Here is a 22941-nt window from a genome sequence, read left to right on the forward strand (position 1 = left end):
TATGGATTTAATTAGAATTTTAAAAGCACAACTTGCCTTTGGCACTCATGCATTACTTAATAATGCGGATGCTGTCATTGAAAGTGGCGAGCGAGTGTGTATTGTTGGCCGTAATGGTGCTGGTAAATCAACACTTTTAAAAATACTCGATGGCCAAGTTATTCTTGATGATGGTGAAATTAACCAATTAGGTGGATTAAAAATATCTCGTCTAGAGCAAGATCCACCAAAAGGCGCCAGTGGTACAGTATTTGACTACGTAGCCCAAGGTATGCCTGAGATTGCTAATTTACTAATTGATTTTCATCATGTTAGCACGCAATTACAAACTGAATGTACAGATAAATTACTCAATAAACTTGAACGTTTATCAAATCAGTTAGAGGCGGCTGATGGTTGGCGTTTTGACAGCCGTATTCAATTAGTATTAACGCAATTAGAATTAACACCGCAAGCAAAACTTGAATCGCTATCTGGTGGGTGGTTGCGTAAAGTTGCACTTGCTCGAGCACTTGTAAGTGAACCTGATTTATTATTACTTGACGAGCCAACGAACCATTTAGATATGGCAAGTGTTATGTGGCTTGAGCAATTTTTAAAAGAGTTTAAAGGCGGTATTGTATTTATATCGCATGACCGTGCGTTTATTCGCGCTGTTGCTACTCGTATTTTGGACTTAGATCGCGGGAAGCTCATATCGTACCCTGGTGATTACGCTACGTACCTTGAACAAAAAGCTCATGATTTAAAAGTAGAAGAAAGTCAAAATGCGCTGTTTGATAAGCGACTTGCCGAAGAAGAAGCCTGGATCCGTCAAGGTGTTAAAGCAAGAAGAACACGTAACGAAGGACGAGTACGTGAACTTAAGCAACTGAGGAACGAGCGTAAACAACGTATAGATCAAGTTGGTAAAACAGACTTTAATATTGAAACAGCTGATCGCTCAGGTAAGTTAGTGTTTGAAGCCAAGCATTTGAATCATGCATTTAAAGACAAAATAATTGCAGATGATTTTTCTACGTTGGTCATGCGTGGCGATCGTATTGGTTTAGTTGGCCCTAATGGTATAGGCAAAACAACTCTATTAAAGCTTTTGTTTGGTGATTTAGAAGCCGACAGTGGTGTAATTAAGCAAGGCGTTAATCTAGAGTTTGCTTATTTTGACCAATACAGACAAAAGTTAGATGAAGAAGCAACAGTTCAAGATAACGTTGCAGAGGGTAAGCAAGAAGTAATGATGGGCGGGCGTTCTCGTCATGTACTTGGATATTTACAAGATTTCTTATTTCCGCCGGCTCGTGCTCGTACCCCAGTTAAAGCACTCTCTGGTGGTGAAAAGAACAGATTGCTCCTTGCAAAGCTTTTCCTAAAACCATCTAACATTTTGGTACTCGATGAGCCAACCAATGACTTAGATATTGAAACACTAGAGTTATTAGAAGATATTATTAATCAGTATCAAGGTACTGTATTAATAGTTAGCCATGACCGTGAGTTTATTGATAATACATGTTCAAGTGTTTGGGCATTTGAAGGTAACGGTAAAGTAACTGATATTGTTGGTGGTTATAGTGATTACGAAGCGTATGTAAAATATTTAGCTGAACAAGAAAAAACAGCACAACAGCAGCCGGTAAAAAAAGCTGAAAAGACAGCACCCGCGCCTGTAGCTAAAGCAGAAAATAAAAACAATAAACTCTCTTACAAATTAAAACTTGAATTAGAGCAACTACCAAATAAAATGGAACAACTTGAAGCTGAAGTAGAAGCTCAGCAAACAATTGTGAGTGATCCTGACTTTTTTAAACAAGACAGTGACGTTACCACTAAAGCATTGAACCATTTAGCACAACTTGAGTCTGACCTTGAGGCTGCCTTTGAGCGCTGGGAAGAACTTGAAGAATTAAAGAATCAGTAGTAAGGATTAAAATGAAATATAAATTACTCGCTGCAAGTATTTTAGCGACATTGAGCACAACCGCAACAAGTGCTACCTACCAGTTAAGTGAATTAGGGACTCTTGAGGACGCTAAATATTCTTACGTATCAGATGTAAGCGAAAGCGGGCATATTATAGGTTTTGCAAACGGTTTATATAATTTACCAATAGATATTAGTTACATTGATTTTGGTGAAAATGAAGTTGAAAGTGCATACGACTCTGAAGAAGCTGCATTTGAACTAAGTGATAAAGAAATTACATTTACACTTAATGATATTGAATTTAATGACGCTGTAAATACAAACCCTGATGCTCATAGCTTTATGGTTAGCTTTTTATCAAGCTCTACTTTTGGCATAACCTCTAATTATGAGTACCAAAAATTAAGCTCTTTAGTGGGGGTTGTATTTACTGATGAGCAAGTCGTTGAGCAGCCATTATTTGATATAGCCTCTGTTGATTACGATGGCCTGACGCGTTCAACAACAAATATTTTTAACGCAGTTAGTGAAGACGGTGTAATGGTAGGCTGGGGAAGCGCGCCTTACGACAAAGTAGCGTTTACACCTGACGACGAAGACGAAGAAGAAACATGGTTTACGCATGAATTTATTGAGCGTGGAGTTGTAATTGGTGCCAACGGAGTAAAAGTGCCGTTAGAGCCAGAGTTTAATGAATATGGTGGCACAAGTCGCGCTAACGATATTGTCAAAACAAACAGTGGCTACACAGTAGTAGGTAATGTCTCTGTAGATATTCCGCTTGAAAGAGAAGAGGATATTGAGGATAACTGTGATAATGAAGATGAACCTACATCGGTGTGCATTAACTTATTAAACTCTAATATTACCAGAGGTTTATTTAATAAACGTGCAGTAAAATGGGAACTTGATGAGTCATTAAATATTACATCAGTTGAAGAGCTAGGCTTAGCACTTGCCCCTGATGAAGATGAAACAGAAGACGACGCGTTTACAAGTACCGCTTTAGCGATTAATTCAAATGGTACAATTGTTGGCTCTTCAAATACACGTTATTACAAAAACGATGACTCTATTATCACTATGCCTGTGTATTTTAAAGACGGCGGCGTAACCGACTTTATAGATCAAGAAGATGATTGGATCTCAGGTAGTGCAATAGCAATTAACGATAACGACGTTATTACTGGTAACGCAGTTAAATTTATTGAAAATACTAGAAGAAGTAAGTTCTTTTACCATGACATTAATACGGGTAATACTGTATTCCCAACAGATTACTTTAATAGCTCAAGCTCTTACGGTAATGATATAAATAATCAAGGTTATATTGTTGGTGAAGGTGAAGTTGGTGTTTCAGATAATACACGCCGTAAAGAAGCGTTTATTTATAAAATTGGTGAAGATAAAATCACTAACTTAAACGATTTACTGCCATGTTATGACACTGATGGTGAAACCGATTACGGTTATACAATGGTAGAAGCTACATCGATTAATGAGAATAATGAAATATTTGGCACAGCGACTAAAACAGTAGAAAAGCGTGATACTTTAGGTGGTGTTGTTACAGACATCAACGGTGAAATCGAATACGAAAGTGTTGCTGTAGCAGTAAAACTTACACCTATCGAAAATGGTGAAGTGGAAGATTGTGCAGCGCCAGAAGCTGAAGAGTACGAGCGTAGTTCTGCAAGCTTTCCTTGGTATACACTACTGCTACTACCGTTAGTTGGTTTACGCCGTGTATTTCGTTTTTAAAAATTAAATATAAATACATAAGCCACAAAAAAACCAACTTAATAAAGTTGGTTTTTTTTCGTCTATAATAAATGCTATCTAATTACTGCGGGCTAACCATGCTTTTTTAACAGAACGGCGCCAAATTATATCTATACTTACATACGCGATGATTGAAGCAACAGATGCACATACTAAGGAGCCTAAAAGAAATGCGGGACCAATAGTTTCAATACTTTGTATGAACCACTCCCAGCTAGCTTCAAACACAAAGTGTTGCTCTGGTTGATTTAATATTAAAGTGCCCACTAAATACGAACCATAAAAAATAGGCGGCATAGTTAAAGGGTTGGTTAGCCACACTAGAGCCACGGATATAGGCAGATTTACTCTAAATAAAATAGCGCCTGCGGCAGCTAAAACCATTTGAAAAGGAACAGGGATGAAGGCAAAAAACAATCCAACAGCAAACGCACCTCTCGCAGAGCGCCTGTTCAAATGCCAAAGATTTGCATCTTGCAAAAGGCGTCCAAATATTTTTAGAGTTTTATGATGTCTAATTTTATTTGGATCGGGTAAAAATCTTTGGATCGTTTTTTTAGCCATTTAAAGCAACCATTTACTTCTGTGTGGATATGTCTTGGGTTTGTAATTGGTTGTATCGCAACCGTGTTTTATTACCAAACTCTCGAATTTACAATACTCACAATTTTCATTGTAATTGTAAGTGCTTATTTTAAGCCGTTTTTGAACGTATTGTTAGGCTTTATTTGCGCAATTTGCAGCGTGGTTATCAATTTTTATGTTTTTTACAGTTTTGAAATACCTGAATCGAGTGAAAAGTATGCGCTTAATGCTGATGTTATAATTGAGGAGGTTATTTCAGCAAAAGTACCACAATATATAAAAGTTAAAATTCTCTCTTTGGAGACAAGTACCTACCCAACCTTTTTAGCGCCAAGTGCTTTATTAAGTGTTAATACAGACAATGTTTTATCTAAAGGGGATGAGTTTTCTGCATCATTAAATTTAAAGTATTTTAGAAGTAATAAAAATTTTAATGTATTCGATAACGAACAAAATGCTTTTATAAATAAAACCTTTTTTAAAGGGAAGGTATTAAACAAAAGTTTAGTAATAAAGCATTACAACGACGATAGTTTAATTATAGGTTATCAACAGTTTTTAAAAAATACTTATAAAAACACTAAACTACTTTGGCTTTACTATGCACTTTTAAGTGGCGACAAATCTTTAATGAGCTTTGATGATAAGCAATTTATGCAATCGCTTGGATTAAGTCATTTATTAGCTATATCAGGCTTACATATAAGTTTGATTTTTGGTTTTGCTTATATGTTCATGCGCTTTGTATTTATAAAAGTAAATATAATGTTTGAACAAACAAAAAATCTATCTATTTATTACAGTATAGCGGGGTTTTTGGCGGCATTTTTATACGTTTATTTAAGCAACTTTTTAGTATCTGCAACACGTGCGCTAATTATGCTGGCATGTTGCTTGTTATTATATTTTATAGCAATACAACCGCTACGTTGGCGAAGTATTTTATTCGCTTTAGTAATAGTACTACTCGTTAATCCATTTTATTTATTAAATCCAGGACTTTATTTTTCTTTTTTAGCCGTTGCTATTATTTTTATCGTACTAAATAAATTTCCTATCGTTAATACTGGAATAAAAAGTAAACTTTTATCGATGCTTGTTATTCAAGTAGGGTTATTTATTGGCTTATTACCTTTATCACTCTATTTTTTTAATGGAGTAAGCATTGCGGGTTTAGTTATAAACTTAATTGCTATCCCGTTGTTATCCATTGTGATTTTACCCTTGTTAATCGTTTTTACTCTGCTGAGTAGTTTTATTGATATAAGCGTAATCATATTAGCTTTTGACAATATTCTTCATTATATATTTGAATTACTTGCACAAATACCACAAGCGATTAGATGGGTTAGTACAGGGAAAGTAGATATTACTTTTTTGGTTTTTTCTTACGCCACTATGTTGCTGTTATATTTAATGCCCTTTAAGTGGTTGGCTCTATTACCCATTGCTGCAATTACGTTTAATTATTTTGTAAAAAATGAGCCTTTGTGGCAATTACATGTATTTGATGTAGGACACGGGTTAATGGTTTTAATTGAAAAGGACAAACACGCATTCGTTTATGATTTTGGACCTAGCTATTTTAATCGCTATAGTCGTACTAGAAGTATTTTATTGCCATACATAAAAGCTAAAAATTTAATTGTGACGACCTCTATTTTAAGTCATGAAGATAATGATCATGCAGGCGGATTAAAACATTTCATAGCTGCTGGCTATAAAGATACTTTTACACAGTTTCACCCTAATAGTACACACGATGTTTGTATTGAAAAAAGCATAAACTTTAATGCTCTTACTGTTCAAAGCTTTAAAAGTAAAACTTTTGAAAATAAAAATGATGATTCGTGTGTCGTCAAAGTCTTTAGTAGTGACTACAGTGTTTTGCTTACTGGCGATATATCTACATCTCGAGAGGCGTTATTAATTGATGCAAACCATAACTTACAAAGTACGGTTATGTTAAGCCCCCATCATGGGAGTGATACATCATCAAGCAGTGAGTTTATTGATGCAGTTCGACCTAAAATTGTAATTCATTCGAGTGCTTATAAAGGGCAGTGGGAATTTCCAAAACCAGCTGTTGTGTCTCGTTATAAAAAAGCAGGGGCTAAACAATTAACCACGGGTAAGGTAGGGCAAATAACTGTTAAATTTTATTCAGATAATTTGGTTATAGAAACAGCAAGAGAGCAGGAAAGTTACTGGTTTATCAAAGATTGACGTTTAGTTTTCTCTCACCGAAGGATACAATACAGGTTGTTACTGTATTTAGAGAGTGTTATGGATCAAAGTACTACACAAATATATAAACGGCTTATTTCTTACGTTGGCGCATATAAAACTATCGCTTTCGTCGCAATTATAGGAATGATCGGGTATTCAGCAATGGATGCTTTATTTATTCAATTAATGAAGCCGTTTATAGACCAAGGTTTGAACCAACGTAATACTGAAGTGTTAAAATATGCTCCTTTTGTTGTAATAGCGTTAGTATTAGGGCGTGGTATTTTCAACTTTATGTCTTCTTACTGTTTAAGTTATGTAGGCTCGCAAGTTGTACGCTCTCTACGACAAGAGTTATTTGAGCATATTCTTCATTTGCCAGTGTCTTTTCACGATAAAAATTCAACGGGTGATTTAATTTCAAAAATCACTTTCGATACAGAGCAAGTTCAACAAGCTATTACCAAGGCATTACTCATTGTTGTACGTGAAGGGGCTTTTGTCGTTTTTCTACTGGGTGTAATGTTTTATACCAGTTGGAAACTTTCACTCATATTCTTAGTTATTATTCCACTTGTAGCGGTAATAGTTGCAGTAGTATCTAAACGCTTTCGCCACATATCTAAAAGTATTCAATCGGCTATGGGGAAAGTTACCCGTAGTTCTGAGCAAATGCTTAGCGGCCATAAAGTTATTCATGGCTTTGGTGGGCAAGATCAAGAAATAAACAAATTTTCTAAAATTAATAACCACAACCGCCAACAACGCATTAAAATGGATGCAACAAAAGCATTAAGTGTATCAATTATTCAAATACTAGCAGCCAGTGCCATGGCTGTTATTTTGTGGGTGGTATCAATGCCCTCCATGATTGATACAATAAGCTCTGGTGATTTCATGGTATTAATTGCTTCAATGATGATGCTATTACGCCCACTCAAACAGCTCGCCAATGTGAATAGTGATATGCAGCGTGGTATTTCTGCCGCGCAAAGTGTTTTTTTAGTGCTAGATGAAGACATCGAAAAAGATACCGGCACCGTTTCAGTCGATAAAGTTAAAGGCTTAATTGAAGTTAAGAATGTAACTTTCAAGTACCCAACGAAAGATGAAGCCGTTTTAAACGATTTATCACTGACAATTAAAGCGGGTGAAAGTATTGCCTTAGTAGGACGATCAGGTTCTGGTAAATCAACAATTTCGAATTTATTACCACGCTACTATGATTTAGAGCTCCCTAGTGAAATTTTGCTTGATGGTATTGCTCTGCAAGATTACAAATTAACCGACTTGCGCCGACAGTTTGCTTTAGTGTCACAGCAAGTAGTGCTATTTAACGATACTATTGCCAATAATATTTGTTATGGCATACAGCGAAATGTATCAGATAAAGAATTAGAGCAAGTAGTTAAACAAGCCCATGTTTGGGAGTTTGTAAAAGATTTACCAGAGCAACTTAACACTATGGTGGGTGAAAACGGTGTCATGCTCTCTGGTGGTCAACGCCAGCGAATAGCTATTGCTCGCGCTATTTTAAAAGATGCACCCATTTTAATTTTAGATGAAGCTACATCTGCGCTTGATACCGAATCTGAAAAATTAATTCAGCATGCACTTGATACATTAATGAAAGATAAAACGTCTATTGTAATAGCGCACAGGCTTTCTACAATTGAAAATAGTGACCGTATTTATGTTATTGATAATGGCCGTGTTATAGAAAGTGGCGATCATGACAGCTTACTTGCAAATGACGGCACTTATTCAGCTTTGTGTAAAATGCAATTTGGTGAACAGGGGTGAGTAGAATAGAACGAAGTTGGTTTAAACCATTTGGTTTAATTACACTTTTGTTATTACCTTTAAGTGCTCTGTTTTGGCTTATTTCGTCATTTCGTAAACTCTTATATCGTTGTAAATTTTTAGATAGTTTTGAATGTAAAACTCCTATTATAGTTGTCGGAAATATTAGTGTGGGCGGAAATGGTAAAACGCCATTTGTTTTATGGCTTTATGAGTATTTAACCAAGCAAGGCTTATCGGTTGGTATTATAAGCAGAGGTTATGGCGGGCAATCTAATAGTTACCCATTGCTAGTAACTGACGATATAACGACACTTCAAGCCGGTGATGAACCGATACTTTTATATCACCGTTTGAAATGTCCGATATCTGTAGGGCCGAGTCGTGAGCAAAATATAGCTTTACTTGAAGAGCGTTTTAAGCTCGACGTCATCATTTCTGATGATGGAATGCAGCATTACAAAATGCCTCGTGCGATTGAATGCTGTATTGTTGATAGCCAGCGCAGATTTGGCAATGGTTTATTGATGCCAGCAGGGCCGCTTCGAGAAACAACAAAACGTTTAAATAGCGTAGATATTGTTATTGAAAACGGTGGTAGCGCTAATAATAGCTATCTATTAGAAACAAACACCCTTCGCTTAGTTAATTCAGGTGATGAGACAAAAGATAAAGTAAACCAGACTCATGCAGTTAGCGCAATTGGTAACCCGCAACGATTTGAAAAATCGCTTGAAACGCAGGGGATACAGCTTTTATCAACCCATCACTTTAGAGATCATTATGCGTATAGTGCTGAAGATTTTGAGCAGTTTGGTGATCAGAGTATCGTCATGACAGAAAAAGATGCGGTAAAGTGCCGCTCTTTTGCGAAAGCTAACTGGTATTATTTACCGGTTGATGCAAAGCCAACCGATGCGGTTATAGACAAATTAAATTTATTATTAAAAGAAAAAGGAATACATAATGGCCTTTGATACAAAGTTACTTGAAATAATTGCTTGCCCAGTATGTAAGGGAAAATTACGTTTTGATAGGGATAATAATGAGTTAATTAGCACGGCAGCTAAACTTGCTTATCCTGTTCAAGACGACATTCCAGTATTACTTGAGAATGAAGCCCGTGAGTTATCTTTAGAAGAGATTGAAAAGTGGAATTCGTAGTTATAATACCTGCTCGCTATGCATCTACACGCTTACCAGGTAAGCCACTTGCTGACATATGCGGTAAGCCTATGGTGCAACACGTTTATGAAAAAGCATGCTTAGCGGGTGCGAGTAAAGTGGTTATAGCAACTGATCATCAAAACGTTTTTGATGAAGTCAGCCGTTTTACCAGTGATGTTATAATGACCCGTGAAGATCATCAATCGGGTACTGAACGATTAGCTGAAGTTGTTGATATATTAAATCTAGATAGCGATACAATAGTAGTTAATGTACAAGGTGATGAGCCATTATTAGCGCCTGAAAATGTATCTCAAGTGGCTTCACTTTTAAATGACTCAACTGCGCCTATGGCTACGCTTAGTGTTGCTATTGAAGAGCAAGATGAAGTGTTTAACCCTAATGCAGTTAAAGTGGTCAGTGATATTAATAAAAATGCATTGTACTTTTCACGAGCGAGTATCCCGTTTGATAGAAGTGCAATGATGATAAAAAATAATGCTCTTAATTTAGCACCTTTTCAACGCCATGTGGGTATTTACGCGTATAGGGCTGGTTTTATTAAGCAATATATTGAGCTTCGCATTTCTCCTTTAGAGGTTCTTGAGTCACTTGAGCAGTTACGTGTGTTGTACCATGGCTTTAATATAAAAATAGAGCAAGCTCTTGTTGCTCCACATGCAGGTGTTGATACCGAAGAGGATTTAGCGAAAGTTATAGCCTATTTAAAAAGCAGTAATGCGTGAATGAATCTTTGCACAAGTCGTTAAATATTGTTTTTACACATAATGACTTTTATATATTCGAAAAGCCAGCAGGGCTGAATTTTCATTCTGAAGATGGCCCAGGCTTTGTCGTTTTAGCTGAGCAGCAAACAAGTGAAAAATTATTTGCTGTGCATCGCCTTGATAAAGTTACATCCGGCTTAATTATTTTAGCGCGTAATAAAGTTTCTGCGGCTGAGCTTACCGTTATGTTTACAAAGCACGCTATTGATAAATATTATCTTGCGATTAGTGATGCTAAACCTAAAAAAAAGCAAGGTTGGATAAAAGGCGATATGGCCAAATCCCGCCGTGGTATGTTTAAACTTCTTAGCACTAAAGTAAACCCGGCAATTACACGCTTTTATTCTTTGAGCTATAAAGCAGGTTATAGGGCTTATATTTTAAAGCCTTATTCAGGTAAAACTCACCAGCTTAGAGTAGCATTAAAAAGCGTAAGCGCTCCTATATTGGGAGATACACTTTATGCAGGCTCAAGCGCACAGCGTACTTATCTTCATGCATATGCATTGAGTTTTGAGTGGAACAATGAGTGTATGCAATTTACTTTATTTCCCAATGAAGGGGACGAGTACAAATTATTAAACAAGCATCAAGATTTTAAAGCGTGGCAATCGCCATGGCAATTGGATTGGTAAATGAGTGAAAAAGTAACTGATATCCGTTTTGGCGGCATTAAACGTTTATATGGTAACCAGCAATTTGATTGGTTACAGGAAGCACACTTTTGCGTTATTGGCATAGGTGGAGTAGGTAGTTGGACTGCTGAGGCTTTAGCGCGTACAGGTGTTGGTAAAATTACACTTATTGATTTAGATGATATTTGCGCAACTAATGTTAATAGGCAAATTCATGCACTTAGCGGGACTGTAGGTCAAGCTAAAGTAGATGCGATGAAAACGCGCTGCGAACTGATTAATCCTGAGTGCGAAATTAACGTAATTGATGATTTCATCACTCTTGATAATATTCAAGAGCACATTCAGGGTTTTGACTTTGTGATCGACTGTATAGACGCTGTGAAAGAAAAAGCAGCTTTAATCGCTCACTGCAAACGCAATAAAATACCAATTATTACTACAGGTGGTGCTGGTGGGCAAACGGATCCCAGCCAGATTACTTTCGGGGACGTAGCAAAAACGACACAAGATCCATTATTAGCTAAAGTTCGTTACATCCTACGCAAACAATATAACTTTAGCAGCAATCCAAAACGTAAGTTTAATATTGATTGCGTTTATTCTACAGAGCAGCTGGTTTATCCCGGTAGTGACGGTAGCGTCTGTCATGCGAAGCAAAATGCGGATGGCAGCATGAATATGGATTGTAACAATGGTTTTGGCTCTGTAACTATGATTACAGGAAGTTTTGGCTTTTTTGTGGCTGCTAAAGCTATCCGAAAATACTTAGATAAAAAACAGCGTTTACAGGCTTAATTTTACTTAGCTTATTTTGTGCTGTGCCATGGTTTGAATTTTGTCAACCATGGCTTTTATCCCATTGCCGCGTGATGCACTTAAGTGGCTAATAAGGCCTAGTTTATCAAATTCTTCATACGCATCTATATTTACTACTTGCTCAGGTGTAAGCCCGTTATATAACGCTAGAATAATTGCTAATAGACCTTTGACAATACGTGTATCTGAGTCGCCAATAACGACTAATGTATTTTCTTTTAAATCAAATTCTACAAACATCCAAACTTTGCTCTCACAACCTGGGACTAGTGCATCATCAGTCTTCAATACGTCAGGTAAAACGGGTAATGTTTTACCTAAAAGCATTATTTCACGGTACTTTTGCTGCCAGGCAGAAGCCTTATCAATTGATTCGGTGACTTTTTTAAACGTATTTGTCATGAGTTATCCTAAATAATTCTATAGAAGAGACGTTTAATCTAACAAATCAATACATTCTTTAAGCGAATTGATGAATATATCAACGTCTTTGTGGGTGTTATAAAAACAAAAGCTGGCTCTTAATGTTCCATTTAGCCCCAAATGGGTCATAAGAGGTTGCGCACAGTGATGTCCAGCCCTCACTGCAATACCGTAACCGTCAAGTAATGTTGCCAAATCGTAAGGATGTTCATCTTTAAAATTGAAACTTAGCGTACCAATATTGTTAGAGAGGTTGCTGTATATTGTAATACCATCAATGCTTACCAGTTTTTCAACCGCATATGTAAATAAATCATTCTCATATTGTTGTATATTTGAATTATGTAACGTATCTAAATAATCTAAAGCCGCCGAAAAACCTAAAACACCGGCTATATTAGGGGTTCCCGTTTCAAATTTTGCAGGGGCAGGCCTATATGTACTATGAGTGAGGTAGACTTTATCAATCATTTCCCCACCAGTTTGATAAACATCTAAAGCATTAAGCGCTTCATAACGGCCATAAAGGACACCTAAACCTGTCGGCCCGAGCATTTTGTGGCTTGAACACACATAGAAATCACAGTTTAACTCACGTAAATCAGGCTTTAGATGCATTGCACCTTGTGCACCATCTATTAAAACGAGTGAGTTTATTTCCTTTGCTGCTTTAATAAGAGGTTCTAGATTAGTGATATTCCCCAGTGCGTTAGATGCTTGAGTGATCGTAAGCAAACTGGGTTTGTTTTGTTTAATAAAATCAGAGCATTGCTTAATATTTAACGTACCATCATCATTAACGGGCAGTGCTATTAATTTTGCACCTGTTTGCTGACTTAAAACTTGCCACGGGACAATGTTAGCGTGGTGTTCAAGAGCAGAAATGATAATAGTATCATCTTTATTAAAGCGGCTACGCAGGCCATTACCAACCAAATTGATTGCTTCTGTTGCGCCTTTAGTCCAAACAATTTCTTTACTTAAAACATTAAAATAGTCAGCTGTTTTATCGCGTGCTTGCTCGTATAAAGTTGTGGCGTGCTCACTTAGAGTGTGACGCCCGCGATGCACGTTTGCGTTCTGGCTAGTATAAAACTCATTAATAGCGTCTATGACTGATTGGGGCTTTTGTGTAGTTGCTGCAGAGTCTAAATAAACAAGTGGGTTATCATTTATTGACTGCTTTAATGTAGGAAAATCATTTTTAATTTTATTTATATCAAATTCTAAAGCAGGCATAGCTCTTCAACATGGTTATTTTAAGGCAGGAATTGTAATAGGTTTATAATAATTCTCAAGTATCGATAATAAAAAAGGCCGCAAAAGCGGCCTTTTAAACTAACTCACGCTAATTAACGTTTATCAGTTGATACGAAGTCACGTTGAGTGTAACCCGTGTACATTTGGCGAGGGCGGCTGATCTTATGACCAGGTTGAGACAACATCTCATCCCAGTGAGTGATCCAACCAACAGTACGTGCCATTGCAAAGATTACAGTGAACATACTTGTTGGAATACCTATCGCTTTTAAGATGATACCTGAGTAGAAATCTACATTAGGGTATAGTTTTTTCTCTACAAAGTACGGGTCTTCAAGTGCGATTTGCTCAAGTTTCATAGCAATATCTAAAAGTGGATCTTGAATGTTTAACTCAGCTAAAACTTCATGACACGTTTGGCGCATTACTGTAGCACGTGGATCGAAGTTTTTGTAAACACGGTGACCAAAGCCCATAAGGCGGAACGGGTCAGCTTTGTCTTTAGCTTTAGCTACGTATTCATCAATACGATCAACAGAACCAATTTCTTCTAACATGTTTAAACATGCTTCGTTAGCGCCACCGTGTGCAGGGCCCCAAAGTGAAGCAATACCTGCAGCAATACAAGCATATGGGTTAGCACCTGATGAACCAGCAAGACGTACTGTAGACGTAGATGCATTTTGTTCATGGTCTGCATGAAGCATAAAGATTTTATCCATCGCTTTAGCAGTTACAGGGTTAACTTTGTATTCTTCAGCAGGTACAGAGAACATCATGTGTAGGAAATTTTCTGCGTAGCTTAAATCGTTACGCGGGTATACAAACGGCTGGCCGATATTTGTTTTATAAGCCATTGCAGCAATAGTAGGTAGCTTAGCTACTAACTTAATTGCGCTCGTTTTGCGTTGCTCAGCGTCAGTAATATCAAGATCTTCATGATAAAAAGAAGATAGTGCGCCAACAACGCCACATAGCATTGCCATAGGGTGAGCATCAAAGCGGAAGCCTTGGAAGAAGTTAGCAATTTTCTCGTCTAGCATTGTGCTACGAGTGATTTGCTTAGCAAAAGCATCATATTGTTCTTTAGTTGGTAACTCACCGTTTAATAGTAAGTAGCAAAGCTCAATGTAGTTTGAGTCGTCAGCTAATTGCTCAATTGGGTAACCGCGGTGAAGAAGTACACCTTTACCACCGTCAATGTAGGTGATTGCAGATTCACAAGAACCAGTCGACATGAAACCTGGGTCATAAGTAAAGTGACCATGAGAACCGAGTGTACGTACGTCGATTACATCTTGGCCAGCAGTGCCTTGATAAATTGGAAGTTCGATTGGATCTAGCCCATCAATATGGACTGTGGCTTTTTTATCTGCCATCTATGTATCTCCTATTAAGATATCTATTCTGATTTTTAGATTTTAAAGTTCTGAAATCTGTTTTAAGCACATCTTCGCATTTTAACGTGAAAGAGGGGGTTAAAGTCAATTTTTATAAACATTATGCATATATGTATAATAAATATTCGGTATGAATTAAATATAATACTATTGGCTAATTCGCAAACATCTATAAATAAACAAGAATTGTAAAAAGCCCTGTGGGTATATATACTAACGGTGGTTTTAAACCGTATTGACTTTGGGTAAACAAATTTTTACAGATAATTTTTACAGTTATGTGAACTTTAAATGTTTTGATGCGTTTATTTTGATAGTTCCACCAGTAATATTTGGTGGGTTTTTAGAAAAACAAGTAGATGAGCTCCACTGTGAGCAAAGATGGGCAAGTAACTGTGAAAAAGCAAAGACCTGTAAATCTAGATCTAACAACTATATCTATGCCGGCAACGGCTAAAGCTTCAATTTTTCACCGCGTCACCGGTGTTGCATTATTTTTTGCTTTAACGTTTGTCATTTGGGCTTGGTCTGAGTCTCTTTCTTCAGCTGAAGGTTTTGAATTCGTCAAGGGTCTGTTTAGCGGATTCATTGCCAAATTCATAGCTTGGGGCACCCTTTCTGTATTGGGTTATCACTTAATCGGTGGTATCCGTCACATCATTATGGATATGGGACATTGGGAAGAACTTGAATCAGGTAACCTTAGCGCTAAAATTGCAATGGCACTTGGCGTTGTATTTGCCGTATTGGCAGGGGTGTGGATATGGTCTTAAATCAAGCAACTCTTAAACGTGATGGTGTACAAGATTACGTATCTTTACGTACCACGGCATTAATAATCACTGCGTATGCAATTTTTATTATTGGCTATTTTTTAGCGACGCCAGAAGTCACTTTCGAAGCCTGGACAGGCCTATTCTCTAACCTAGCAATGAAAGGGTTTACTCTAATTACCCTTATATGCATGATGGTTCATACCCACATTGGCCTTTGGCAAGTTCTTACAGACTATGTTAAGTGCGCAAAGCTTCGTGCCGTATTAGGGTTTGTTTTAAACCTTATGGCATTAGCTTACGTAGCTATTGGTCTAATCGTTTTATGGGGTGTTTAAGTGAAATATTCTGTTCGTGAATTTGACGCCGTAGTAATTGGTGCAGGTGGTGCAGGTATGCGCGCTGCTTTAGCAATTACAGAATCTGGCAAAACGTGTGCATTAATCTCAAAAGTATTTCCAACGCGTTCACATACTGTATCTGCTCAAGGCGGTATTACAGTTGCGCTTGGTAATTCACACGAAGACAACTGGGAATGGCATATGTACGATACCGTTAAAGGTTCCGATTTTATCGGTGACCAAGACGCTATTGAATACATGTGTCAAACAGGCCCAGAAGCTATTACAGAATTAGAGAACATGGGTTTACCATTTTCTCGTTTTGAAAATGGCCGTGTTTACCAGCGTCCTTTCGGTGGTCAATCGAAAAACTTTGGTGGTGAGCAAGCTGCTCGTACTGCTGCTGCAGCTGACCGTACTGGTCACGCATTATTACATCTTCTTTATCAACAAAACGTTAAAAACAAAACAAATGTGTTCTCTGAGTGGTATGCACTTGATTTAGTTAAAAACGATAACGGTGATGTTGTAGGTTGTACTGCAATTGAGATTGAAACGGGTGAAATCACTTTCTTCAAATCTAAAGCAGTAGTGTTAGCAACAGGTGGTGCAGGTCGAATATTTGCATCAACGACTAATGCTCACATCAACACCGGTGATGGTGTTGGTATGGCAACACGTGCTGGTATTTCTATGCAAGACATGGAAATGTGGCAATTCCACCCAACGGGTATTGCAGGTGCTGGTACGCTTGTAACTGAAGGTTGTCGTGGTGAAGGTGGTTATCTTTTAAATAAAGATGGCGAACGCTTCATGGAACGCTATGCACCAAACGCAAAAGACTTAGCGTCTCGTGACGTTGTTGCACGTTCAATGATGACTGAAATCCGTGAAGGACGTGGTTGTGATGGTCCATGGGGTCCTCATATTAAGCTTAAACTTGATCACTTAGGTGAAGAAACGCTTAATCTACGTTTACCAGGTGTATGTGACTTAGCTAAAACATTCGCACACGTTGACCCTGCAAAAGAGCCAATTCCAGTAATACCGACTTGTCATTATATGATGGGTGGTGTTCCAACTAATGTAAATGGCCAAGCGCTACAAATCGATGCTAATGGCAACGAAAAAGTGGTTGAAGGTTTATTTGCTGTAGGTGAGATAGCCTGTGTATCTGTTCACGGTGCAAACCGTCTAGGCGGTAACTCATTACTTGATTTAGTTGTATTTGGTCGTGCTGCTGGTAACTTCTTAGGTAAATACCTAAATGAAGTTGAAATCACTAAAGCACCGACTGCATCTGATATTGATGAGTCGCTTGCACGCTTCAACCGTTGGGAAAGCTCAACGGCTGGCCAAGGTGAAGATCCAGTTCAAATCAAAAAAGACTTACAGCAATGTATGCAGCTTAACTTCTCGGTATTCCGTGAAGGTGATTCAATGGCTACGGGTCTTACTGAACTTAAAGAAATTCGTGAACGTCTTAAGCATGCTCGTCTTGATGACAAATCATCAGACTTCAACACGCAACGTATCGAATGTCTTGAACTAGACAACTTAATGGAAACAGCTTACTCAACTGCAGTAGCTGCAAACTTCCGTACTGAAAGCCGTGGTGCACATTCTCGTTTTGACTTCCCAGATCGTGATGACGAAAACTGGTTATGTCACTCAGTATTTAATCCGGTAACGGATGAGATGAGTAAACGTGATGTGAACTATGCGCCTAAAACGCGTGAAGCTTTCCCACCTAAAGCACGTGTTTACTAGGAGATAGACGATGGCACAAGTACAGTTTTCAGTTTATCGTTATAATCCAGATGTTGATAACGCTCCTCGTATGCAAGAATACACCTTGCAAACAGAAGAAGGTCACGACATGATGGTATTGGATGCACTTTTACTTTTAAAAGAGCAAGATCCAACATTATCTTTCCGTCGTTCATGCCGTGAAGGTGTGTGTGGATCTGACGGTGTTAACATGAATGGTAAAAATGGTTTGGCATGTATTACTCCTTTATCTACACTGCAAAAAAGTGGTAAAGGTAAAATAGTAGTGCGTCCACTACCAGGCTTACCAGTGGTTCGTGACCTTGTTATTGACATGAGTCAGTTCTACACTCAATACGAAAAAGTTAAACCATACCTAATTAATGACGAGCCTGCTGCAGGCGAACGTCTTCAATCAATTGAAGAACGTGATAAATTAGATGGGCTTTATGAGTGTATATTATGTGCATGTTGTTCAACATCGTGTCCTTCGTTCTGGTGGAATCCAGACAAGTTCATTGGTCCAGCAGGCCTTCTTCATGCTTACCGCTTCTTGGCTGATAGCCGAGACACGGCTACTGAAGAACGTTTAGCGGATTTAGACGATGCTTTCAGTGTGTTCCGTTGCCACAGTATCATGAACTGTGTTAGCGTTTGTCCTAAAGGTCTTAACCCGACCAAAGCAATTGGGCAAATCAAATCTATGTTATTAAACCGAGCGGTTTGATTACTTAGTAAACGTAAGATGGCTAATAATTTTTATTAGCCATCTTGTTATGATAACTATTAATTTCTGCGCTAAAGAAAAGGGCTTATAAATGCACGAAGGTGTGATGAAGGCATGGCTAGAATCTTCACATTTAAACGGCGGTAACGTTGCTTATGTAGAAGAGCTTTATGAAGCGTATTTAGACGATGCGACTTCTGTGCCAGAAGAATGGCGAGAAGTGTTCGAACAATTACCTAAAGTAGATGGTGTGGATGTTGAAGTAAAACATTCAGAAGTTCGCTCACAATTTGCACAGCTTGCTAAAAACAAGCATAGAGAAGTGGTGGTAGCAGAGGGAAGTGGCTCTGACCTTAAACAGGTTAAAGTACTTCAACTTATTAATGCTTTCCGTTTTCGTGGACACCAAAATGCAAACCTAGATCCATTAGGTATTTGGCAGCGAGAGCGTGTTCGAGATTTAGAGCTAGAGTACCACGACTTATCTTCAAGTGATTTTGACCGCGAGTTTAACGTAGGATCGTTTGCCGTAGGCCGCGATACTATGCCTTTAGGTGAATTATACCAAGCACTCAAAACTACATACTGTGGTTCGATTGGTGCTGAGTATATGCACATCACATCAACAGAGGAAAAACGCTGGTTACAACAACGTTTAGAATCTGTTCAGTCTAGGCCTAAATTCGAAAAAGATGAAAAGCTACGTATCCTTAAAGGACTAACGGCTGCTGATGGTCTTGAAAAATATTTAGGGGCTAAGTTCCCGGGTGCTAAGCGCTTCTCACTTGAAGGTGGCGATGCGTTAGTTCCAATGCTTAAAGAGCTTATTCACCGTGCAGGTGAAAGCGGACAACAAGAAGCTGTCATTGGTATGGCTCACCGTGGTCGCTTAAATGTTCTTGTAAATGTACTTGGCAAAAATCCATCAGAGTTGTTTGATGAGTTTGCCGGTAAACATAAAGACACATTAAGCTCTGGTGATGTTAAATATCACATGGGTTACTCGTCAGATTTTGCGACCAAAGGTGGCAATGTTCATATGGCGCTTGCATTTAACCCATCTCATCTTGAAATTGTTAACCCTGTTGTTATGGGGTCGGTACGTGCTCGCCTTGATCGTTTAGGCGATAGTTCAGGCATTAAAGCATTACCAATTACGATTCATGGTGATTCTGCAGTAACGGGTCAAGGTGTTGTACAAGAAACCTTTAACTTGTCGCAAACAAATGCCTTCTCGTGTGGCGGTAGTATTCGTATTGTTGTAAATAATCAAGTTGGTTTTACAACATCAAAACAAGACGACGTACGTTCTACTGATTACTGTACTGACATTGCTAAAATGGTTCAGTCTCCTATTTTCCACGTTAACTCTGATGATCCTGAAGCAGTTGCATTTGTAACGCAAATTGCACTTGATTTTAGAAACAAGTTCAAGCGTGACGTTGTAATCGATTTAGTTTGTTACCGTCGCCATGGTCATAATGAAGCTGATGAGCCAAATGCTACTCAGCCTCTTATGTATCAAAAAATCAAAAAGCACCCAGTGCCACGCTTAATCTACGCTGATCAGCTTATGTCTGAAGGTTCATTTACAGAAAGTGAAATTAAAGCACTAGCTGATGATTACCGTAACGGTCTAGACGATGGCAACTGTGTTGTTGAAGAAATTCAGCCAGAAACTTCGCATTCATCTGATTGGGCTAAATATGTAGGCCATGAATGGAATGTGGATTATGACGCTAGTGTACCAGTAGAAGAGCTTAAAGCACTTGGTGAGAAAATTGCTTCTTACCCAGAGCAATATAAAGCGCAATCTCGCGTTAAAAAGATTTACGATGATCGTAAATTAATGGCAAACGGTGAAAAACCACTTGATTGGGGTATGGCAGAAACACTTGCTTACGCAACAATTGCAACTGAAGGCACTGATATTCGTTTAACAGGGCAGGATTCAGGTCGTGGTACTTTCTTCCACCGTCACGCTGTTGTTCACAGTCAATCCGATGGCGCAACGTATACACCTCTTCAACATTTAAGTGAAGATCAAGGTACTTTTGAAGTATACGACTCTGTTCTTTCTGAAGAAGCTGTTGTTGCTTTTGAATACGGTTATGCGACAGCAGAGCCTACTTCTTTAGTACTTTGGGAAGCGCAGTTTGGTGACTTTGCTAATGGTGCTCAAGTTGTATTCGACCAGTTTTTAAGTTCAGGTGAGCAAAAGTGGGGCCGTTTATGTGGTCTTACAATTTTGTTACCACATGGCTACGAAGGCCAAGGTCCAGAGCATAGCTCTGCGCGTCTTGAGCGCTTTTTACAACTTTGTGCGGATCACAATATGCAAGTATGTGTTCCTTCTACACCAGCGCAAGTTTATGCTATGTTACGTCGTCAATCAGTTAGACCACTTCGTCGTCCGTTGATTGTTATGACACCTAAGTCGTTACTTCGCCATCCGCTTGCTACTTCATCGCTTGAAGAACTATCACAGGGTGTTTTCCATAATATGATCGATGAAATTGATGATATTAATCCTGAGAAAGTAGAACGCGTTGTATTTTGTAGTGGTAAAGTTTACTACGAGCTATTACAAGAGCGTCGCAAGTCAGAGCAAGACAATATTGCTATTGTTCGTGTTGAACAGCTATACCCGTTCCCACATGATGAAATGGAAACGATTATGGCGCGCTATCAACACGTAACTGATTTTGTTTGGTGTCAAGAAGAGCCACAAAACCAAGGTGCATGGTACTGTTCGCAACATCACTTTGTTGATGCAATCCCACAAGGTGCTAAATTAAAATATGCAGGGCGTAAAGCCTCGGCATCACCAGCGTGTGGTTACATGTCAGTACATACGAAAGAACAACAAGCGCTCGTTGCAGACGCGCTTACTATAGAAAATAAAGGATAAGCAATGAGCACAGAAATTAAAGTTCCTGTTCTTCCTGAGTCGGTCGCAGATGCTACCGTTGCTACATGGCATGTAAGTGTGGGCGACAAAGTAAGCCGTGACCAAAACTTAGTAGACATTGAAACAGATAAAGTGGTTTTAGAAGTAGTTGCACCAAATGACGGTGTGATCACTGAAATTTCACAAGAAGAAGGTGCAACGGTACTTGGCGATCAAGTTATCGGTTTAATTGGTGATGCTGATGCAGCACCAGCAAGTGATGACTCTGACAAAGAATCTGCACCAACTAAATCAGAAGACGCGCCAGCGGCGCAATCAGCACCAGCATCAGAAGGTAAAGAAGTGGATATTAAAGTACCTGTACTTCCAGAATCAGTTGCAGACGCAACAGTTGCTACATGGCATGTACAACCAGGTGACGCAGTTACACGCGACCAAAACTTAGTAGATATTGAAACTGATAAAGTTGTTCTTGAAGTAGTAGCTCAAGAAGACGGCATTATGGGCGAGATAATCAACGCTGAAGGCGATACTGTTCTTGGTGAGCAAGTAATTGGCTCAGTGAAAGCGGGCGGCGCACCAGCTGCTCCTGCTGCTAAAGAAGAAGCGGCTCCTGCGGCTGATTCAAGTGGCAGCTCTGATGTGTTAACGCCATCAGTTCGTCGCTTAATTGCTGAAAAAGGTCTAGATGCTTCAAAAATCAAAGGTACTGGCAAAAATGGTCGTGTAACTAAAGAAGATGTTGATACCTTCTTAAAAGCACCTGCGCCATCAGCTAAGAAAACTGAAGCTGCGTCTCCGGCTGCGCCAATGGGTGATCGTACTCAAAAACGTGTTCCTATGACTCGCCTACGTAAAACGATTGCTAACCGCCTTCTTGAAGCTAAAAATTCTACTGCAATGTTAACTACGTTTAATGAAGTTAATATGAAGCCAATTATGGATCTTCGTAAGCAGTACCAAGAAGTATTCGAAAAGCGTCACGGTATTCGCTTAGGTTTCATGTCTTTCTACGTGAAAGCAGTCACTGAAGCACTTAAACGTTTCCCTGATGTAAATGCGTCAATCGATGGCGACGATATCGTATACCACAATTATTTTGACATCAGCATTGCTGTTTCTACGCCTCGTGGTTTAGTAACACCAGTTCTTAAAGATTGCGATAAGCTATCAGTTGCTGAAATTGAAAAAGGTATTCGTGAACTAGCACTTAAAGGTCGTGACGGTAAGCTAACGCTTGACGATATGACGGGTGGTAACTTCACAATTACAAACGGTGGTGTATTTGGTTCGTTACTATCTACGCCTATCATTAACTTGCCACAGTCTTCAATTTTGGGAATGCACAAAATCCAAGACCGTCCAATGGCAGTAAATGGTAAAGTTGAAATTCTTCCTATGATGTATTTGGCACTTTCTTACGATCATCGCCAAATAGATGGTAAAGAATCTGTTGGTTTCTTAGTAACTATTAAAGAGTTACTTGAAGATCCAACTCGCTTATTACTGGATGTTTAATCAAGTAGTATGAAATGTAAGCTGTGAACCACAATTCACAGCTTTTTTTTTGCGCCTTTGGTCTTACTGGGGTTTTCATGTTAAGCC

General features: G+C 38.6%; 19 protein-coding genes. 15 read left to right on the forward strand and 4 right to left on the reverse strand.

Annotated features, from left to right (window positions below; genetic code table 11):
* The first annotated feature begins 1 nt into the window (after nt 1).
* The gene (locus tag J8L73_RS11340; protein ID WP_211017135.1) at nt 2-1918 is read left to right on the forward strand and encodes an ABC transporter ATP-binding protein; all 1917 of its coding nucleotides are present in this window, start codon (nt 2-4) and stop codon (nt 1916-1918) included.
* 11 nt (nt 1919-1929) lie between these two features.
* Nucleotides 1930-3684 carry a DUF3466 family protein gene (locus tag J8L73_RS11345; protein ID WP_210999485.1) on the forward strand — a complete coding sequence of 585 codons (1755 nt, stop codon included), beginning with the start codon at nt 1930-1932 and terminating at the stop codon, nt 3682-3684.
* 78 nt (nt 3685-3762) lie between these two features.
* Here J8L73_RS11345 and J8L73_RS11350 read toward each other — a convergent pair whose 3' ends face one another.
* Entirely contained in the window at nt 3763-4269 is a 507-nt protein-coding gene (locus J8L73_RS11350; RefSeq protein WP_210999484.1) for a DUF2062 domain-containing protein, read from the reverse strand.
* Here J8L73_RS11350 and J8L73_RS11355 point away from each other — a divergent pair.
* The 7 genes from J8L73_RS11355 to tcdA are packed head-to-tail and all read left to right on the forward strand — an operon-like array spanning nt 4249 to nt 11710.
* Nucleotides 4249-6516, forward strand: coding sequence for a DNA internalization-related competence protein ComEC/Rec2 (locus J8L73_RS11355; protein ID WP_211017137.1), 2268 nt, complete (start codon nt 4249-4251; stop codon nt 6514-6516). The genes J8L73_RS11350 and J8L73_RS11355 overlap by 21 nt on opposite strands.
* A 60-nt stretch (nt 6517-6576) precedes the next feature.
* Entirely contained in the window at nt 6577-8322 is a 1746-nt protein-coding gene (gene msbA / locus J8L73_RS11360; protein WP_211017139.1) for a lipid A export permease/ATP-binding protein MsbA, read from the forward strand.
* A complete protein-coding gene (gene lpxK, locus J8L73_RS11365; RefSeq protein ID WP_211017141.1) occupies nt 8319-9299 on the forward strand; it encodes a tetraacyldisaccharide 4'-kinase in 981 nt (326 codons plus the stop codon). The genes msbA and lpxK overlap by 4 nt, the downstream gene beginning before the upstream one ends.
* A complete protein-coding gene (locus J8L73_RS11370; protein ID WP_210999480.1) occupies nt 9289-9486 on the forward strand; it encodes a Trm112 family protein in 198 nt (65 codons plus the stop codon). Before lpxK ends, J8L73_RS11370 begins: the two co-directional genes overlap by 11 nt.
* Nucleotides 9474-10235, forward strand: coding sequence for a 3-deoxy-manno-octulosonate cytidylyltransferase (kdsB, locus tag J8L73_RS11375; protein ID WP_211017143.1), 762 nt, complete (start codon nt 9474-9476; stop codon nt 10233-10235). Before J8L73_RS11370 ends, kdsB begins: the two co-directional genes overlap by 13 nt.
* Complete coding sequence (locus tag J8L73_RS11380) at nt 10232-10912, forward strand: TIGR01621 family pseudouridine synthase (protein ID WP_211017145.1); 681 nt, start codon at nt 10232-10234, stop codon at nt 10910-10912. The genes kdsB and J8L73_RS11380 overlap by 4 nt, the downstream gene beginning before the upstream one ends.
* Nucleotides 10913-11710 (forward strand): tRNA cyclic N6-threonylcarbamoyladenosine(37) synthase TcdA, encoded by a 798-nt coding sequence (gene tcdA / locus J8L73_RS11385; protein ID WP_211017147.1) that lies wholly within the window; start codon nt 10913-10915, stop codon nt 11708-11710.
* A gap of 6 nt (nt 11711-11716) precedes the next feature.
* Here tcdA and J8L73_RS11390 read toward each other — a convergent pair whose 3' ends face one another.
* The 3 genes from J8L73_RS11390 to J8L73_RS11400 all read right to left on the reverse strand — a co-directional run bounded on the left by J8L73_RS11390 (nt 11717) and on the right by J8L73_RS11400 (nt 14793).
* A complete protein-coding gene (locus tag J8L73_RS11390) occupies nt 11717-12133 on the reverse strand; it encodes a SufE family protein (protein ID WP_210999476.1) in 417 nt (138 codons plus the stop codon).
* A gap of 33 nt (nt 12134-12166) precedes the next feature.
* Nucleotides 12167-13393, reverse strand: coding sequence for a SufS family cysteine desulfurase (locus J8L73_RS11395; RefSeq protein ID WP_211017149.1), 1227 nt, complete (start codon nt 13391-13393; stop codon nt 12167-12169).
* A 113-nt stretch (nt 13394-13506) separates the two neighbouring features.
* Nucleotides 13507-14793, reverse strand: coding sequence for a citrate synthase (locus tag J8L73_RS11400; RefSeq protein WP_210999474.1), 1287 nt, complete (start codon nt 14791-14793; stop codon nt 13507-13509).
* Between the two features lie 416 nt (nt 14794-15209).
* On the opposite strand from J8L73_RS11400, the gene sdhC reads away from it, so the two are divergent.
* From sdhC to odhB, 6 genes are all read left to right on the forward strand, one after another.
* Nucleotides 15210-15587 carry a succinate dehydrogenase, cytochrome b556 subunit gene (gene sdhC, locus J8L73_RS11405; RefSeq protein ID WP_084554498.1) on the forward strand — a complete coding sequence of 126 codons (378 nt, stop codon included), beginning with the start codon at nt 15210-15212 and terminating at the stop codon, nt 15585-15587.
* On the forward strand, nt 15578-15925 hold the full coding sequence (sdhD, locus tag J8L73_RS11410) for a succinate dehydrogenase, hydrophobic membrane anchor protein (RefSeq protein ID WP_210999473.1): 348 nt from the start codon (nt 15578-15580) through the stop codon (nt 15923-15925). Before sdhC ends, sdhD begins: the two co-directional genes overlap by 10 nt.
* The gene (gene sdhA, locus J8L73_RS11415) at nt 15926-17698 is read left to right on the forward strand and encodes a succinate dehydrogenase flavoprotein subunit (protein WP_210999472.1); all 1773 of its coding nucleotides are present in this window, start codon (nt 15926-15928) and stop codon (nt 17696-17698) included.
* Nucleotides 17699-17708: 10 nt separating this feature from the next.
* Nucleotides 17709-18425, forward strand: coding sequence for a succinate dehydrogenase iron-sulfur subunit (locus tag J8L73_RS11420; RefSeq protein WP_211017151.1), 717 nt, complete (start codon nt 17709-17711; stop codon nt 18423-18425).
* A gap of 91 nt (nt 18426-18516) precedes the next feature.
* The gene (gene sucA, locus J8L73_RS11425) at nt 18517-21336 is read left to right on the forward strand and encodes a 2-oxoglutarate dehydrogenase E1 component (protein WP_211017152.1); all 2820 of its coding nucleotides are present in this window, start codon (nt 18517-18519) and stop codon (nt 21334-21336) included.
* A gap of 3 nt (nt 21337-21339) precedes the next feature.
* Nucleotides 21340-22854 carry a 2-oxoglutarate dehydrogenase complex dihydrolipoyllysine-residue succinyltransferase gene (gene odhB, locus J8L73_RS11430; protein WP_211017154.1) on the forward strand — a complete coding sequence of 505 codons (1515 nt, stop codon included), beginning with the start codon at nt 21340-21342 and terminating at the stop codon, nt 22852-22854.
* Nucleotides 22855-22941: the final 87 nt, after the last annotated feature.

Origin of the sequence: Pseudoalteromonas sp. MMG006, assembly GCF_018101025.1 — a bacterium.
GTDB lineage: Bacteria > Pseudomonadota > Gammaproteobacteria > Enterobacterales > Alteromonadaceae > Pseudoalteromonas.